The following is a 17,995-nucleotide window of genomic DNA, read 5'->3' as shown; positions in this document are numbered from 1 at the left end:
TCTTGTACTTTGGGCTGTTTCGTGTATACAACCCAAAGTACAAAATTCTGCTGGAAATAATTTATTAACTTCCGACACCATCCGCTACGCCCAGGGTTTTATCGTGCATCATTTCGATGGCTATACGGCTATTGAAGTGCGTGATCCGTGGGATAGTACGCGCCTGTTGCAACGGTTTCTTTTGGTAGACCGTGACCGGCCTGTTCCCGAAAACCTTCCGAAAGGAACGGTCGTGCAGGTTCCGGCACAGAATGTCGTGGTTTATACATCCGTGCATGCGGCTATTATCGACCAGTTGGGCGAGACAGGGCGGATCATAGGCGTTTGCGAGCCTCGCTATATGGACACCCCTGCCATCCGGGAAGGGCTGAAAGCCGGACGGATTGTCGATATGGGAGAGGCGACCGCCCCTAATGTGGAGATGATGATCGACAAAGGGGCCGAGCTTGTGATCGTTTCCCCTTTCCAGAATAGTGGCTACGGGCCGGTCGAGAAGTTGGGAATCCCCATTATCGAGGGAGCCGATTATATGGAATCGCTGCCGTTGGGACGTACCGAATGGATTCGTTTCTACGGGATGCTGTTCGGTAAGGAAGCGTTGGCCGATTCCATTTTCAGGCAAACGGAAAAGAGTTATCTCGATCTGAAACAGCTGGTCACGGCCGATATGCCTCGCCCGACCGTTATCTCCGAAAAGAAGTTCGGCGCTTCCTGGTTTATGCCGGCAGGAGATAGCTATATCGCCAATATGTATGCCGATGCCGGAGCCGATTATGTTTTCAAGGAACTCCCCGGAGCCGGAAGTACGCCTTTGGCTTTCGAGACGGTACTCGACCGGGCTATCCATGCCGATATGTGGCTGATTAAGTATAACCAGTCCGGAGACATGACCTACGGTGACCTGCGTGCCGAATACGCGCCGTACGAGAACTTCGATGCCTTTAAGAACCGCCGGATTTATTCCTGCAATACGGGACTTGTCCCTTATTATGAGGAATTTCCTTTGCATCCCGATTACCTGCTGAAAGACCTGATCTGGGTGTTCCATCCGGAATTGCTGCCCGGCTACAGTCCTCGTTACTATCGGAAGATGCAGGACTAACCGGCAACGAAAGTTTGTGGAGAATAATCTATATGTTTGTTGCATAGTGGATTGTGTAGATGAAGGATTTTTTTTCATTATCGATGACAGTACGAAGATAAGGCCCCGCTACAGGCAGGAATACCGTTTCGGGAAGATCGGCGAAGATCGGTGCAGAAACAGGTAGGAAGAGGTAGGAAATAGATGTCATTATATTTTGAATATCAGCATTTATTGCTTATCTTTATAGGGCAATGAAGCGATGGGGATGAGGAGGAGGAATGAATTCGACGTCAGGCGTTACGGGTAGCAGGTATAGACGGCCCTTTACGGTCCGGATTCGATGTCGGCATCAGCTGATAACGGTTGTCCAGCTGGATGGGGGGCAAACCCGGAGCTGCAGGTGAGGATGATCGTGCAATATCAAGGTGAGCCTTGAAACAAGGGACTTCTGTGTACGAAACAAGGGACTTTGACGTGTCAAACCAAGAAGTTCGGGAGGTAAAAGACCGGACTTCCGGATGCGAAAGAAGGGATTTTTCTCGTTCCTGTCGTGTCTTTTTCTATGCCGGTTTAAAAGGGCACAAGGAAATGAGTTTATATATATATATATTATTAATATATTTATTCTAAGATGTAGGATTGAAACGCAATGAACGAAAAACCTCTGTAATCTGCTTGCAATGAATGGTTTATATTGAGACATTGACTGCACCGTTTGTTTGCCTTGGTGAAATCGGAGTGGCGGTAATTGTTAAAACACAGGTACAGTTAAGGTCCATCAGGTATTCGTTTTTTGTAATGAAGTCGTTGATAAAAGAAGTATGTGTCAGACCATATTCCACAATTAATGATTACATTTGTGCGTATAGATTGTGATTGAGTCTGAATAAGATAGTTCAATATGGAACCTTCCTTGTCGTTTTGATTCTTGTCGTGGCATGCAATCAAGACAAAAGGAAGGAAGTAGCGGTGCAAAGTGTCACCAACAAATGAATAATGAAATATAATTTCAATTTGCAATGAAAAAAAGAATAACGATTGGGACGCTTACCCTCTTATCTCTCATGGGAATGTTCGGCTGTAAGCAGCAGGAAACGGTCGAGGCACTTATGACTCTTGATGTAAAAGCCGATTATCCGGAAAAGGAATGGGTTGTTCAAGACTTTTTGGATGTGGAATACATCCCGTTGGAAACGAACGACGAGTTTATCACCCAAGGCAGTGTCAAGGCGATAGGAAAGCGGTTCGTGCTGGTGACGAATCTGCTCAACGATGGCAATATCTTCGTTTTTGACAGAAAGACAGGCAAGGCGGTCAGGAAAATCAATCGGAAGGGACAGGGAGCCGAGGAGTATGCTTTTATCAACGGGATCATCCTGGATGAGGAAAAAGACGAGATGTTTGTCAATAGTGCTTCGAACAAGAAGATATTCGTCTATGACTTGCAAGGGAATTTCAAGCGGAGTTTCCAGCATGCCGAGGGCGCGCAGTATCTGGATGTGTTCGATTATGACGCCGACAATCTGATCTGCTACGATATGTCTGCTTCTTATAAGGACGGGCAGAAAAGGGATAAGGAGTTTTACCATGCACTCATATCGAAGCAGGACGGAAGTGTCACCCGGGCAATTCCGCTTCCTTTTGACATTATCAAGGCTCCGTTTGTTCAAAAGGGGGATATGGTTGCTGTCGCTTCCGTTCGCTCTATCACGCCTGACCAGGGAAACTGGCTGCTTGCCGATACCTCTTCCGATACGGTGTATCGCTATATTCCCGGAAAAGACAAATTAATCCCGTTCATCGTAAAAAAGCCGGCGGAAAATCCGGATATGTTCCTTACGATGGGGGTGAACACTGGTCGTTATTGTTTCATGCAAACCATTGGAAAAGAGTTTAATTTTGAAAAAGGAAGGGGTTTCCCGACTACGGACTTGATGTACGACAGCCGTGAAAAGGCTGTATTCAAGCCGATAGTGCTCAATGCTAATTATACGACCCGGAAAAGGGTGGACTTGATATCCCGTCTCGGAAACGAGGAAGTGGCCGCCTATGAGATTCTTTCTGCCGACCGGTTGGTCGAGGCCTACGGGAAAGGTGAGTTGAAAGGCGGGTTGAAAGAGATTGCGGCCGGTTTGGACGAAGAGTCGAATCCCGTGTTGATGTTGGTCAAGCATAAGAGATAGAACCGGAAGGAAATAAAATCCCCCCGTACTCTTACAAGCGAGCCGGGGGATTTTCAGTTTGGCATTTTTATTATAGGGAGTTGTTTTAAGTTATCATGCCCAGCCGTTCAACATTCCGTAGAAATACATGGGTTTCAGGAAATAAACCTTCAACAGCCATGCGGCCCATTGCTCTTTCGATGTGTCCAGCAACGTGAACGGGAACGAGTTTTGCGCCTCTTTCTTATAGTTGAACTCACACAAGAGAACATGTCCGTAGTCCGTCACGATCGGGCAGGCGGCATATCCGTCGTATTTCTCTGCCGGTTCTTTGCCTTCCATCAGCGAGATCAGGTTCTTGGCTGCGATCGGCACTTGCTTGCGGATTGCAGCGGATGTTTTGCTGGTCGGGATTCCGGCTACGTCTCCTAGGGAAACGATATTCGGATATGTTTTGTGTACCAGTGTCTCTTTGTCTACCATAACCCAGGCATCGGCAGCCAGTTTACCTTCCGTCCAGCCCAGTCCGGCTTCTCTTACAAAATCGGGGGCCGACATCGGCGGCGTGAAATGCAGAAAATCATAATCTTCTACAAACGGAGTGTAGACTTTCTGATCGCCCACTGTTTCGATCTTCTCGAAATGAACCTGTTTGGCAGCCGTATCCACACCTTTCACTCGTACATTCAGGTTGATAGGAATGTTACGCTCTTTGTAGATTTCCAACAAGCGGGGAGTGAAAAACGGGACATCATACAGCTCTTTGGATGCTGTGTAAAAATTCAGATCCACCGTTTCGCGTGTACCCTGTTTGCGGGTATAGTGTTCTGTCAACAAGCAGATTTTCTTGGGAGCACCTCCGCATTTGTGCTTGGTATAAGTATCAGTGTAGATTCCACGTCCACCCGTCTTGGAGAATTCCTGTATGGCTTTCCAAGTCTTTTGTGCACCTTCGAAATCATAGATGCTGTGGGCGTTCCCTTGTCCAAGTGTCGCTTGCGTGATACCTTCTACCTTTTCCCAGTTGATTTGGATTCCGGGAGTCAGGACCAGGAAGTCGTAGGCGATCTTTCCGTTATTTTTGGTCGTTACCTGATTCCATACGGGATCGACGGCAGCAACAGAATCTTTAATCCATTTGATGTCACTGGGTATGCAGTCCTCCTGCTTTCTCCAGACGTCATCCGGTTGATATACACCCGATGCGATTAAGGTGAAACCCGGCTGATAAAACTGACGGTCACTGGGATCGATCAAAGTGATATCCGGCTTGTCCAGCCAACTCTTTAAACGGGCAGCCATACTGATACCGGCAGCACCTCCGCCGATAATTACAATTTTACCTTTGGCTTTGCTTGAAAATGCTTTTGCCTTTTGGGTACTTGCAGCAGTCAGTAAACCGGCCATTGCCATCAGTTTGAAAAAGTGGCGGCGGTCGATACCTTTCTTCTCGAACGCCTTTAATTGATCTTCCAGTTCGTGTTTCATCATGTATGAAAATTAGATTTTGATCGCAAAGAAAGGATAATCCGCAGGAGCGTACAAAGAAAGGACTACTACATGGCTTGCGCAAGTGCTTTGAGTAGAAAGAAATACTACAACATTACTTTCTCATGTCTTTTTATGATGCATTTAATTATCTGATATGTAATAGTATATAAGATGTGAAAATCTGAGAAAATATTTTCAGAAATTCATTAGGAAATCGACGAGATTCGTATCTCCTTCCAGCTCCAAACGCTTCCTTAGACGGTATCGGCGCAGCTCTATTGCCCGTACGGATACGTTCATGAGGGATGCTATTTCCTTTGTGGAGAGATTCATGCGGAGCAAGCAACAGATGCGAAGATCGCCTGTCGTGAGATCGCTGTATCGCTGTCTGAGGCGGTCCATGAAATTTTGGTGCGTGCTGTTGAAATAGCTTTCGAACAGTACCCAGTCCGCCTGGTTGTTCAAAGTCTCTTCCATCAGAGTCTTCATGCGGATGTAGAGTTTGTTCGGATAACGTTCGCCTAGCGTTTCTTTTTGTTTTTCCAGTTCTTCCAACAGGCTTTGGATGGCCTGGTTGCGTTTGACGAGGGCTGTTGTCTGAAGTGTCAGTTCGTTGTTCTTGTTTTGCAGTTCGGCTTCGAGCATCCGGTTTTTTATGACCTGCATCTGCTGTTGCTCGGCTTGCCGTTCGGCTTCGGCTTTTTCCTGTTCTTCCTTATGCAGGTTCTTCAGGTTGTAGCGGAGCACGGCCTGTACGAGAAACCAGACGAGTGTGATATAGACCAGCCATGCCCATACGGTATTATACCAGGGAGGGCGGACTTCGATGGGCAGTGTGAGTTCGGGATAGGGACCCTTGATGACGTATTTGCGGACTTTCAATTCATACCTCCCTTCCGGCAATTGCAGGAAAGTGATTTTCCCGTCGTGTTGCCAGGCTGACCAGTCTGAAGATACGCCTTCGATCTTGTAGCTGATCTGGTGGTTGGAGGTGAATATCGTGGTGCCTGCCCAGACATTGAACTCCTGGAAGTTGTGCGGGAGAGAAATGCGTTGCGTGTTGATCGGCAAGTGATGGATACCGGAAGCATCGACGTATTCGAGTCCCGAAACTTTCAGGGGAGTGCTGCCCAGGCTATTGCCGATCAGTTCCCGGATATTGACCAATAAAGTTCCTTGCATGGCAGAGACCAAGACCAGGGAGTCGTTCAAAGGGATGATCCGTTTGCCTCTCGTCACGAGGTTCATATTGTAATTGTCGAAGAGCAGGCGGCATTTCAATGTTCCGATGCCGTCCGCTACGTGAAACAGTCCGGCTTCGTTTTCGATGGAAAGCCAGTAGAGGTTGTCACCGGCCGGATAAACATGTTCGGCATCGGCAAATACGCCCACTACTTCCGTGTCCCTAAATAATTTCTTAACGGTCGGAGCGGGGCCTTTTTCGATCCTAAAGCAAGGTTGCGCTTCGGCTTTGCTTACGGCGATGAAAGGGCTTGTGGCTCCCAATGAGCGCTTGAAATAGCCGAGGTTGGTTTGGATATACAACTCTTCGCCATCTAGTCCGGCATTCACCAGTTTGCCGATCTCGCTTCTTTTTCCTAACAAAGTGATCGGAGGATCGAAAGAGATTTGTGATAATCCGTTGTCGAGCGCCACCCAGATTTGCCGGTTGTCCTGTACGCAGATAAAGCGGACGATATTGTCTTGTAGTTGGTTCTGTAAAGACAGGTGTTGCAGGATCGTACCGTCGGAGTCTGTGATATATAATCCTTGTGTGAGGGTTCCGATGAAAAAGAGCGTTCCGTTGGTAGCGAAGGCACTCGGCTGTGCATCCTGTATTTCTTTCGGTAAAGTAAAAGGTATTTCAACAGGGGGTGGAGTGAAGCGGATTTCTGGCGGGACCGTGTCCAACGGGTGGTAGCGGAGGATTCCGTCTTTGTCGTATGTCCAGCTTCCCAACATCGTCTCGTTGCGGGTGTAGATCGTGTCGTTGTAGTTCGTTACGCCGGTCACCTCTTCCTGTCCCGGCAGCGAATATAGTTTCCATGTGTTGCCGTCGAAAGCAAGCAGGCCGGAATTGTTGGCGACATACAGCATACCGTCGGGTGTCAGCGAAAAGCCCCAGTTCTGGCAGCTCGCTTTATAATCGTCGACCGTATAGTTTTTTACAAATACATAAGGAATGGCTACTGACGCGCGCATGGCATGTGCCGTGAACAGAAAAGAAATGAGAATGGTCAGCAGTCTGTACATAAGTCTAAATGAATATAGGCACGGAAGTCCAATACTTCCGTGCCTGAATGAGGTTACAAATATAATGAAATTCCTATTTACTTGTATTCCTGCCAGCTCTTAATCTGGATGTCTTTTTCGTCCATATTACAGAAAGCGCTGATGAAAGCACTTGCCAAGCGGGCGTTGGTGATCAATGGAATGTTGTGATCGATCGCTGCACGACGGATCTTATAGCCATTGGTCAGCTCGCGCTTGCTGTGGTCTTTCGGAATGTTGACAACCAGTTCGAACACGTGCTTGCTGAACATATCCATGATGTTCAGGTCGCCCTGTTCGTCCGGCCAGCAAACTGCTGTCGCAGAGATGCCGTTTTCATTCAAGAATTTAGCCGTTCCAGCCGTTCCGTAGATGTTGTAACCTTTGGCTGCCAGCATATGGCACGGTTCCAGCAGTTCAGCCTTGCTCTTGGCGGCACCGGAAGAAACCAGTACGTTCTTCTGCGGGATTCTATTTCCGACAGCGATCATGGCAGAAAGCAATGCTTCGTTGAAGTCGTCGCCGATGCAGCCTACTTCACCTGTAGAGCTCATATCTACGCCCAGTACAGGGTCGGCCTTATGCAGACGGGCGAATGAGAACTGCGAAGCCTTCACACCGATCCAGTCGATGTCGAATGCACTCTTGTCCGGTTTGGTGTAAGGAGCGTCAAGCATGATGCGGGTTGCCGTTTCGATAAAGTTGCGTTTCAGGACTTTTGATACGAACGGGAAACTGCGGGATGCACGCAGGTTACATTCGATAACCTTCACATCGTTGTTCTTGGCTAGGAACTGGATGTTGAACGGTCCGCTGATGTTCAACTCTTTGGCGATCATTTTGCTGACCTTCTTGATACGGCGGGCTGTTTCGAAGTAGATCTTCTGTGCCGGGAATACCAATGTCGCGTCACCGGAATGGACACCGGCAAACTCGATATGTTCGGAGATGGCGTACTCGACCACTTCGCCATTCATGGCTACCGCGTCGAATTCTATCTCTTTCGCCCCTTGCAGGAATTCGGAAACAACTACCGGATATTCTTTGGAAACCTTGGCTGCCAAGTTTAGGAATTCGATCATCTGCTCCTTACTGTGGCATACGTTCATGGCTGCGCCGGAAAGCACGTAAGACGGACGGATCAGGATTGGGAAACCGACCTTTGCGATAAAGGCGTCGATCTCTTCCATGCTGGTCAACTCGGCCCAACGTGGCTGGTCGATACCTAACGTATCCAGCATTGCGGAGAATTTGTGACGGTTTTCGGCACGGTCGATCGACAGTGGTGAAGTACCCAATACAGGTACGTTCTGGCGGTACAGTTTCATGGCCAGGTTGTTCGGTATCTGTCCACCTACGGAGACGATTACGCCCTTCGGCAGTTCTAAGTCCATGACATCGAGTACGCGTTCGAACGAAAGCTCGTCGAAGTACAGACGGTCGCACATGTCATAATCGGTGGAAACCGTTTCCGGGTTATAGTTGATCATGATGGATTTATAGCCTAACTTGCGGGCTGTCTGTGCGGCATTCACCGAACACCAGTCGAACTCAACGGAAGAACCGATGCGGTAAGCGCCCGATCCCAGAATCACGACGCTCTTGTCGTTCGGATAGTAAGAGATATCGTGCTGGCTGCCGTCGTATGTCATATACAGGTAGTTCGTCAGTTCGGGATGTTCCGATGCGATCGTATTGATGCGTTTTACACTCGGCAGGATACCTAATTTCTTACGCAGGTTGCGCACGCGGATATTTTCCTTTTCCATGTTGCCTTCCGGGTTTTCAACATAACGAGCAATCTGGAAGTCGGAGAATCCCAGGCGTTTTGCTTCCTTCAGCACATCTTCAGGCAGGTCTTCGATCTTATCGTAAGCAGACAATACTTTCGTATAGTCTACGATGTTTTTCAGTTTTTCCAGGAACCACGGAGTGATCTTGGACAGTTCGTGGATGCGGTCTACCGTGTAGCCTTTTTCAAGCGCTTTGGCCACGGCGAAGATACGGAGGTCGGTCGGGTTGGCCAGCGCGTCGTCCAGGTTATCGAATTCCACGTCGTTGTTGCCGACGAAACCGTGCATGCCCTGTCCGATCATACGCAGACCTTTCTGCATGATTTCCTCGAAGCTCTTGCCGATCGACATAATCTCGCCGACAGATTTCATGCTCGAACCGATCTGGCGGCTTACACCGACAAACTTAGTCAGGTCCCAACGCGGGATCTTTACGATCATGTAATCTACTTCTGGTGCTTTGTAAGCGGAGTTGGGAGTTCCCATCTCACCGATTTCGTCAAGGCTGTAACCTAATGCCAGCTTGGCAGCCACGAATGCCAGCGGATAACCGCTCGCTTTGGATGCAAGTGCGGAAGAACGGCTTAGGCGGGCGTTTACTTCGATCACACGGTAATCGCAAGTATCGGAGTTGAATGCGTACTGGATGTTACATTCGCCGACGATACCTAAATGGCGGATCGTCTTGATTGAAAGTTCTTTCAATAGGTCCAGTTCTTTGTCTGTCAGTGAACAGGTAGGAGCGACAACGATACTTTCGCCCGTATGTACGCCTAACGGGTCTACATTTTCCATGCTTACAACCGTAAAGCAGTGGTCGTTCTTATCGCGGATTACTTCAAATTCAATTTCCTTCCAGCCTTTCAACGATTCTTCCACCAATACCTGGGGAGAATAGGCGAAAGCGCTTTCTGCCAGCGTACGCAGTTCTGCCTCGTCTTTGCAGATACCGCTACCCATACCGCCCAATGCGTATGCGGAACGGATCATGACCGGGAAGCCGATCTCGTAGGCTGCCTTCACGGCATCTTCCAGGTTTCCGACAGCGTGGCTAACCGGAGTTTTTACTGCTATCTCGTCAAGTTTCTTTACAAACAGGTCGCGGTCTTCCGTGTACATGATCGCTTCGACCGAAGTTCCCAGTACCTTTACACCATATTTGGCCAGTGTTCCGCTGGTATACAGTTCGGTTCCGCAGTTCAGGGCAGTCTGTCCGCCAAAAGCCAGCAGGATACCGTCCGGTTGTTCTTTTTTGATCACTTCTTCAACAAAGTAAGGAGTGATCGGCAGGAAATACACCTTGTCGGCTACCCCTTCTGATGTTTGAATGGTTGCAATGTTCGGATTGAGCAATACGGTGCTGATTCCTTCTTCTTTCAGCGCCTTCAGTGCTTGTGAACCAGAGTAGTCAAATTCTCCGGCTTGTCCGATCTTCAGGGCACCCGAGCCCAGAACAATCACCTTTTTGATACCACTTTTCGACATAGTAATTTGGGTTGTTTAATTTATTGATTTTATAGAATGTTATAATTGCCTTACGAGATCACAAGGTGCAAAAAAAATGCGTTAGTAAAAATAACTAACGCATCCTATATAACCAAATGATAATCCTTTAAAATAAAAAAATGAGCTTCATTGTCCGACATATAACCGGAAAAGTACGCTGGATTATCCTTATGTGCTTTCTGTGTCATGAAACTCTATCTTCAAAATTTCGGCAAAGATAAGGCTTATATTTCAAACATGCAAGAGATGTTGGTGCCCTCTTTCTGAAAAATACTTTTCAAGTTGACCGAAATGTCCGGAAGATAATTTTATTTTCCTATCTTTATCCCCATCAATCATTCAAATAATTCTGATATTATGAATAAGACACTTTATCTCATTTTTATTTGTCTCCTTTTATGTGCCGGCACCCGTCTTGTTGCCCAGACTTTTGATTATAACCGAGTGAGTGGCCATCCCCGCTTATTGATGAAGCAGGGTGAGGAGCAGCAGATACGAGAAAGCCTGAAAGATAACCCCGAAATGCAGCGCGTCTATAAGCAGATTGTCGGAGAAGCCGACCGGCTGTTGGTCTGTCCGACGTTAACATATAAGAAAGAGGGACGTCGTCTGTTGGCCGTTTCCCGTGAGGCTTTGAAACGTATTTTTGACCTTTCGTTTGTATACCGGATGACCGGCGAAGATAAATACCGCTTGCGTGCCGAGCAGGAGATGGTGTCCGTCTGCTCTTTCGGCGACTGGAACCCGTCTCATTTCTTGGATGTCGGCGAGATGACGATGGCGGTTGCGATCGGTTATGACTGGCTGTTCGATAAGCTGTCTCCGGAAACAAGGAGAGTGGTACGTGAATCGATTCTTCAGAAAGGTTTTGCTCCGTCGAACGACAAACAATATAACTGGTTCCTGAAAGCAGAAAACAACTGGAACCAGGTTTGCAATACCGGGCTGGTATATGGAGCCCTTGCCCTTTTGGATTCGGACAGCAAAGAAGCGGCTGCTGTTATTGAACGGGCTATGTCGTCTGTTCCTCTGTCGATGAAAGTGTACGCGCCTGACGGCAACTATCCGGAAGGGTATAATTATTGGGGATATGGGACGAGTTTCAATGTGATGCTAATCGCCGCTTTGGAATCGGCTCTCGGTTCGGATGGAGGACTGAGTGCGGTGGAGGGCTTTATGTCTTCGGCCCGGTTCATGCAGTATATGGCGGGAACGACCGGTCTTGCCTTCAATTTCAGTGATGCACGCGAAACGACTCAATCTTTTCCGGCCATGTTCTGGTATGCATCCAAATTAGGCGATCCTTCCTTGCTCTGGAACGAAAAAATATTCCTGACACGCGAGGATACGCATTTTACTGCGGAAGAAGAGCGTTTCCTGCCGATTATCTTGATCTATGGTTCCCGCTTCGATATGAAGGAAGTGACGCCTCCTGTCTCGAAAATCTGGACCGGACATGGAAAAGTGCCTGTAGCTCTGATCCGTACCGGATGGGATAAGGGTGAAGGTTTTTATGTCGGGATAAAAGGAGGAACGGCTTCGGCCAACCATGCTCATATGGATGCCGGATCATTTGTGTTCGAAGCTCAGGGAGTACGTTGGGCACAGGATTTGGGTATGCAGGAGTATTATTCTCTGGAAAAGGAAGGCGTACGACTGTGGAACGGTGATCAGGACGGGCAACGTTGGGATGTCTTCCGCTATAATAACTTTGTGCATAATACGTTGACGGTAAACGGAGAAAAGCATCAGGTAAAAGGAGCGGTTCCGATTCTCGCTACTTATACGAAAGATGCACGGTTGGGAGCCAGCTTGGATATGACTTCTTTGTTCGGTAGTAATCTGAAGAAAGCGACACGCGAGGTTGTGCTTGTGAAGGAACAGTATTTGCAGGTAACGGATCAGGTGCAGGCTGCCGGCCAACCAGCTTCTGTCCGGTGGACGATGGTCACCTCCGCCACTCCTAAGCTGCTCGATTCCCACACGATAGAATTGACGAAAGAAGGTAAGAAATTACATGTGATTATCGACAGTCCTTCGGCTGCCGCCTTCTCTGTGGTCGATAATGTTCCGTCGCATAGCTACGATGCTCCGAATCCCGGTTCTGTCCGGATTGTTTTTGATGTTGATGTGAAAGCCGGTCGGAAGGAAACATTGAAAGTGCGGCTGGTTCCGGTTGTGGAATAATACATGAATGTACCGATATGCCGGGGTACGACAATACCGTTGAATGGGCATATCGGTATGCTTCAATTTCTATTTGTTATTTGCCGAAATTCCAGTTCCTGATGATTTGCAGTATTTCCTCTTTCATTTCCTTCGTTATGTTGTTTTGTGTACTGGGCTGGAAGGCGAGAAACCTCTTGGCTGCTTTATGGAATTTGTCCGGATGTAAAAAAGAGGGGTTTGTATACAATTTGGCGAGTAGGAAGTAGGTATATCCCTGTTCCGGTAAAATCCGGCTGATTTCCAGCAGGTAACTTTCCGCTTTCTGGTATTGCTTGATCGCCTTTTCGTTTTTTGCAATTGCATAGTATAGTTCGGGGGCTGCACTTAGTTTTAATGCCCTGTCCAACCATTTGATGGCAATATCGTGCTGTCCGGTCTTATAGAAACATTCTGCTCCCTCATATAGAAAATCTGTTCGGTGGTATAACTGGACAAACAGACCGGCATACCGGCTGGCTGCTTGTTCGTACTCCTGATTATGATATAATTCCTGAAGCGTCTTCCATTCCCTATAGGTATAGTAGGTATCTTTCTGTCCGTAGAAAAGAATGTAGGTAAGAATGGCGGCGATGGCACTGATATACGGGATACTCCTCTGTGCTCGCTGCTTGTTATGCTTCGGATTGGTCACACATATGGCGGTCAGGAATAAGAGCAGAACCCAGTAGGTCGGGAGTTGGAGCGGATAGGAATAAAGGGCGAAGATTCCGAGTGCCAGAATTCCGCCGGATGCCCCAATCTGTCTGTGTCTGATCCCATAATAAAGGGAAAATGCGAGCCAGAAGATAAAGAACAGCAACCCCGTAATACCTAACTCAAGTCCTATTTGCAGATATTCGTTGTATGCATACTGGGGACAGGTTGCGGTTTGTTTTTCTTTGGAAGAAGCGGTATCGGTTTCGAAATAGGCAGATTGTTCCTTTGCGTATGTAGCTGGAAAGCCGCCTATACCTATGCCGGTTACCGGATGTTCCATGATAGCCTGGGTCGTGATATTCCAGATCAAAAGCCGGCGATCTCCGGCCTGGGCTTTTTGGATATTCCCGACCAAAATGACTGCCGTGATCGCAACAAACAGGATAATCGAAGAGATGGCAAACAGCTGGATGTGGTTCTGTATGGCTTCTTTCGTCTGTTTCCATCCGATCAGCCTCATCCAGCAAACCCAGATTCCGGAAAGGAGGGCTGCAAGCCATACGGGTTGGTCTGTTTTGAATATTAAGGTGGTGATAATCAAAGTAGATCCGAGAATGGAGAAATAGAACAGGAAAGTACGGGATTTCCACAAAGCGATCTTGTCGCAATTCTTAAAACGGAGTAATGTGTTCAGACAGACTGGAAAAATGACTGCGATATAGCCATAGAAAGGCTCTGGTTTCAGCGATGTTTCAAGCAGCCTGAAGACAGGATGGGTGATGGGAGCAGGATTGATGGTATGGCTGATCCCCCAGATGGCCGGAACGATTCCGGTAAATATGATGATCGTAATGAAAAACGGTCGTAATTCCTGATGCGCCTGTAAAGCACCTCTGAGCATAAACCAGAGAGCAACCAGCTGAGCGATGAAAAGGAAACGTTCCGGCTGAAGATTCTCGTCTTTGTCGTAAGAAACCAATACGATACCGAACAGAAGTAATAATAAGGCATCCGGTAATGAAAAGATAAAACGGCTTTTCTTTGTTGTGAATTCCATAAGTAGAACCCCACCGGCTAACAATAGAGATGTGAAATGAAACCAGCAAATTTTTCCGGACAGCGTGCCGTCTGCTAATTCCGGATTCATGGCGAAGATTATACACAATAGTAACATTCCACTCGTTGCGAGTAAAAGTAATCTTAGATAACTAAAAAAATTATTCATAATTATATTTATTAAAATGTGAAAAAACTCTGCTTTCTGTGGGTTGAGAGGCAGAGACCTTCTCACAACTTATCTGTCAGGCATTGCCAAATGGATGGCAAAGAAATGGACCGATGCAAGTATACCCTATTTAAACAGAAAGAGAAGCCAGTGTGTTTTCCTTTTGGGAGGAAAGATTTGAACAGGTCTAAAGAGGTCGCAAAAGTATATTATGCTTTATTGGAGGGTGAATGTTAGAGTTGACATTTTGTTGACAATATGCAAACGGCTGGCATACAAAATATTTTGATGATAAACGGTAATCCTTATTTGAAAGGGGAAAGTTAAGGTTAGGGTTGTTTTTTTAATGTGAAAAGAGGTAAATAGAGGAAGATTCCTAATATAGACATGGCAAGCCCGCCGATGGTGCCGGCGGCCAGCGGGAACCAAAACGCTTCCTTATCCGGACCTAACATGAATGGGATGAAGCCTAAGATGGTCGAAACGACTGTGAGGAAAATGGGCGTGATCTTAGCATTCCAGGCTTTCAGATATGCCTTGTAGGGCGACATCAACGGTTTGCGTTGCCGGATTTGGTTGTATTCATTCAAAATGTAGATGCTTGCGTTAACGGTTATGCCGCACAACAGGACGAAGGAGGCAAATCCTCCTTGGTCGAAATTCAATTTGAACCAATAGAACGTGAGGAATACGCCAATGTAAGAGATCGGTATTACAAAGATAACGGCCAACGGCTGTTTCTGCGAATTGAACAGGATACTGGTGGTAAAGAAGATAATGACGATGATCAGCAATAACAGAAGATATTGTTTATTGTCCTTTTTGTCCCAATACCAGTAAGCGCTTTCCGACTTGGCGGTATAACCCATCGGCAGTATGGCATTGATTTCCTTCAGGTCGCGTTCCTGTATCTTATTTCCCTGATTGGAAGCCCCGATATATTCGTATTGCAGACAGAGGCGGTATTGTTGGTTTACTTTGCAAACCTTCTGCGGCATCTGTCCTTTTTCGACACTTGCAAGTTCTGCTAACTTGTAGGGCTTGCCGTCAATAGTTTGTGGAACATACTGCATGCTCCACACATCGTATTCCTGTGACTGGCGGGAGGAGAGTTTCAGTTTCTCTGTCTCTTCGTTGACGACGATCGTCCCGGTATAAATGTCCTTTCCGAAAACGGGATTGATGGAGGCGAACAGGTCGATCGGCTGTATGTCCTCCTGGGTCAGCCGGGCTTTGTTGAGGTTGAAGTAGAACTCCTGGTAATCGTCTTTCCACCACGAGAACTCTGAATTGATCAGCACTTCCTTGATGCGGCGGTGGGTGAGCAACTTGGCTTTCAGCTGTTCGGCCCATTCGTACAGCTCGTCGTAGTTGTAACCATACATCACGATACGGAAAGAACCGGCTCCTTCGCGCACATCGTTGCTGAATCCCTGGTCCTGCAAACCGTAGACTTGCCAGCTTCCCCCCCCCAATTCAAGAGCTTTGCTGATGATTTTGCTTTTCAATGTGTACGGGAAACCACTCCGTTCACTCTCTTTCGTAAAATAGATGCGGATACCGGCCTGGCGTGCGCTGTAGACGTTTGTTTGGAACTGTCGTATTTCTTTGAAGGTGCTGAGATAGGCTTCCATCCGGCTCATCAAGGTATTCATTTGTGGCAAGGTCGTCCCGTTCGGGAGCGATGCGCTGACAGACAGGACCGTTTCTTCGTTGCGGGTGAAGTAACTTCCTTCATAAACTTTTTGTACGAACAGGCGTAGGGTCCCGCCCAACGCCTTATCGACGATGGGTTTGATCTTCTCCTTGTACGTCTCGTTGGAGGCGAATTTATTATATGTATCGATTAGTAGGGTGTCTGTTGCCGTGTAGACCTTCTTTTTGTCTTTCGTGTCGTATTCGATTTTTTCCGGTAACAGGAAAACCGGGATGCCGAATGCTAACAGTAAAATGAAACATGCCAATTTCTTCCATCCGCAAAGGAAATCGATCTGACATTGATAGTACCGGTTGTAGTAGACAGGGAAACGTTTGAGAAAGCGGTTCGTTCTTTTTCTGATCCGGCTTTTCCATGTATACCTGGTCTCTTCTCTGGATATGTTCTTTTTTCCGCTTTTTTTCCATTCCAGGTTCATCTTATCGATCAGGGCGGGAACCAGGAAAAGCGCGATCAATAGGGAGACTCCTAAATTGATGATGACGACAGCCGCAAAATCCTGCAGATTGAGGCGTATCTTTTCATCTAAGAAAAAGATAATGACCAGTGCACCTATCGTTGTCAAAGTGGCTGCCAATATGGATAGGATTGCCTTTCGGTTATGTCGGTTCCGGATATGTTCCGTCATGACGATCGTGTTGTCGATCACCAGGCTGAGTGAGATTGTGACGCCTGCCAACGAATAAAGCTGCATTTCCAGTCCTGACAGATAATAAAGGATGACAGCAATACTGAGGTTGATCGAAAGGCTGATGATGATCAGTAACAGATATTTTATCTCGCGTGTGATCAGCAAGACAAACATCAGTAGGATCAGGACGGTGAGCCCCGTACGGACATAAATCTTGTTCAGTTCGTCCTGAATGAATTCGGTCGCGTCATAGCTGGTATGTATTTCATAACCGGGTGGAAGCAAGGTACGGATATATTCCATTTCGGCTCTTACCCGTTTGGCAAGTTCCAGCTGGTTCGCCGTCTCCTCGGCGCGGATGGACAGATAGATGGAATTCAAGCCGTTGATACGGTAATAACTCTGTGGAGCCTCTTCCTGACGGGTGACTTTTAGCAGTTGGTCCAGGCGGATCAGCTTGCCGTCTTTGTTCAGGACGGTTATAAGCGATGGGTTGAATCCGTCTGTTTCGTTTTCAGGAACCAAAGCGAGACGTATCCACTGGCTACTTTGTCCTTCTTTGCACGAAGTCGCCAACTGGGTTTCCACGTTTCCGGTTCCTAAGAATTCTTTTTGATAATACTGGCTGATCGCTTTCTGTATATCCGGGATGCTGATACCTAACGTTGCCAGCTGACGGCTATCATATTCCAGTCGCCATTCCATCGGGGTGGCACCGCTGACATCGATGCGGTAGATGCCGGGAATCCCGCTTAGGCGAGGTTTTATCTGGTCTTCGGCAAAGCGTTGTATGAATATGGGTGTGGCTGCCGCATTCAGTGTGTAGCTCATGAAAGGCCGTACTTCCTTGTCGTCCGGCCGGCTCATTTCCAGGACTGGATAGCTCAGTCCGTCCGGTAGGCTGGGCCATGTCTGTCGGATGATGGTAGACGCTTCGAAACGGGCGGCATCGATATTGGTATGCTTGTCCAGCTCGAGCGTGACATATCCCCATCCGTTGCCGGAAGTGGAATTGATCTCCTTGATCCCCTTGATGCGTGCCAACATCGCTTCGAGCCGCGAGGTCACTTCCATCTCTATCACGCGTGCCGAATTGCCCGGCATGTTATAGCTGATAGTCAACTGTGGCAGCGTGCGTGACGGCGACAGCTTGATCGGCAGCAGCGGTATAAAGGCAATCCCTGCCAGCGCCACGCAAAGGAAGGTGACGATGATGGTGAAAGAGGATATTTTAGGAGATGCACTCATTA

Annotated in this window: 8 protein-coding genes; 3 read left to right on the top strand and 5 right to left on the bottom strand. The window is 47.6% G+C overall.

Annotated features, from left to right (window positions below):
- The first annotated feature begins 25 nt into the window (after positions 1–25).
- Together BHV83_RS01745 and BHV83_RS01740 are read left to right on the top strand one after the other, a co-directional pair.
- Positions 26–1,102 (top strand): ABC transporter substrate-binding protein, encoded by a 1,077-nt coding sequence (locus BHV83_RS01745; protein ID WP_502687955.1) that lies wholly within the window; start codon positions 26–28, stop codon positions 1,100–1,102.
- Between the two features lie 1,001 nt (positions 1,103–2,103).
- Complete coding sequence (locus BHV83_RS01740) at positions 2,104–3,267, top strand: 6-bladed beta-propeller (protein ID WP_046452525.1); 1,164 nt, start codon at positions 2,104–2,106, stop codon at positions 3,265–3,267.
- Between the two features lie 93 nt (positions 3,268–3,360).
- Here the strand turns inward: BHV83_RS01740 and BHV83_RS01735 are convergent, their stop codons facing one another.
- The 3 genes from BHV83_RS01735 to carB all read right to left on the bottom strand — a co-directional run bounded on the left by BHV83_RS01735 (position 3,361) and on the right by carB (position 10,286).
- The gene (locus tag BHV83_RS01735; RefSeq protein ID WP_122122322.1) at positions 3,361–4,737 is read right to left on the bottom strand and encodes an NAD(P)/FAD-dependent oxidoreductase; all 1,377 of its coding nucleotides are present in this window, start codon (positions 4,735–4,737) and stop codon (positions 3,361–3,363) included.
- A 195-nt stretch (positions 4,738–4,932) separates the two neighbouring features.
- On the bottom strand, positions 4,933–6,990 hold the full coding sequence (locus BHV83_RS01730; protein WP_286755712.1) for a transcriptional regulator: 2,058 nt from the start codon (positions 6,988–6,990) through the stop codon (positions 4,933–4,935).
- A 77-nt stretch (positions 6,991–7,067) separates the two neighbouring features.
- Positions 7,068–10,286 carry a carbamoyl-phosphate synthase (glutamine-hydrolyzing) large subunit gene (gene carB, locus BHV83_RS01725; RefSeq protein WP_005646775.1) on the bottom strand — a complete coding sequence of 1,073 codons (3,219 nt, stop codon included), beginning with the start codon at positions 10,284–10,286 and terminating at the stop codon, positions 7,068–7,070.
- A 378-nt stretch (positions 10,287–10,664) separates the two neighbouring features.
- Here carB and BHV83_RS01720 point away from each other — a divergent pair, with 378 nt between their 5' ends.
- Complete coding sequence (locus tag BHV83_RS01720; protein WP_119216298.1) at positions 10,665–12,494, top strand: heparinase II/III domain-containing protein; 1,830 nt, start codon at positions 10,665–10,667, stop codon at positions 12,492–12,494.
- 76 nt (positions 12,495–12,570) lie between these two features.
- Here BHV83_RS01720 and BHV83_RS01715 read toward each other — a convergent pair whose 3' ends face one another.
- Both BHV83_RS01715 and BHV83_RS01710 read right to left on the bottom strand, forming a co-directional pair.
- The gene (locus BHV83_RS01715) at positions 12,571–14,319 is read right to left on the bottom strand and encodes an O-antigen ligase family protein (RefSeq protein WP_229032887.1); all 1,749 of its coding nucleotides are present in this window, start codon (positions 14,317–14,319) and stop codon (positions 12,571–12,573) included.
- 407 nt (positions 14,320–14,726) lie between these two features.
- Positions 14,727–17,993, bottom strand: coding sequence for an efflux RND transporter permease subunit (locus BHV83_RS01710; RefSeq protein WP_286755700.1), 3,267 nt, complete (start codon positions 17,991–17,993; stop codon positions 14,727–14,729).
- Between the last annotated feature and the right edge of the window lie 2 nt (positions 17,994–17,995).

The sequence above is a fragment of the Parabacteroides sp. merdae-related_45_40 genome (assembly GCF_001915675.1).
This window is presented reverse-complemented; position numbering and strand designations above follow the sequence as displayed.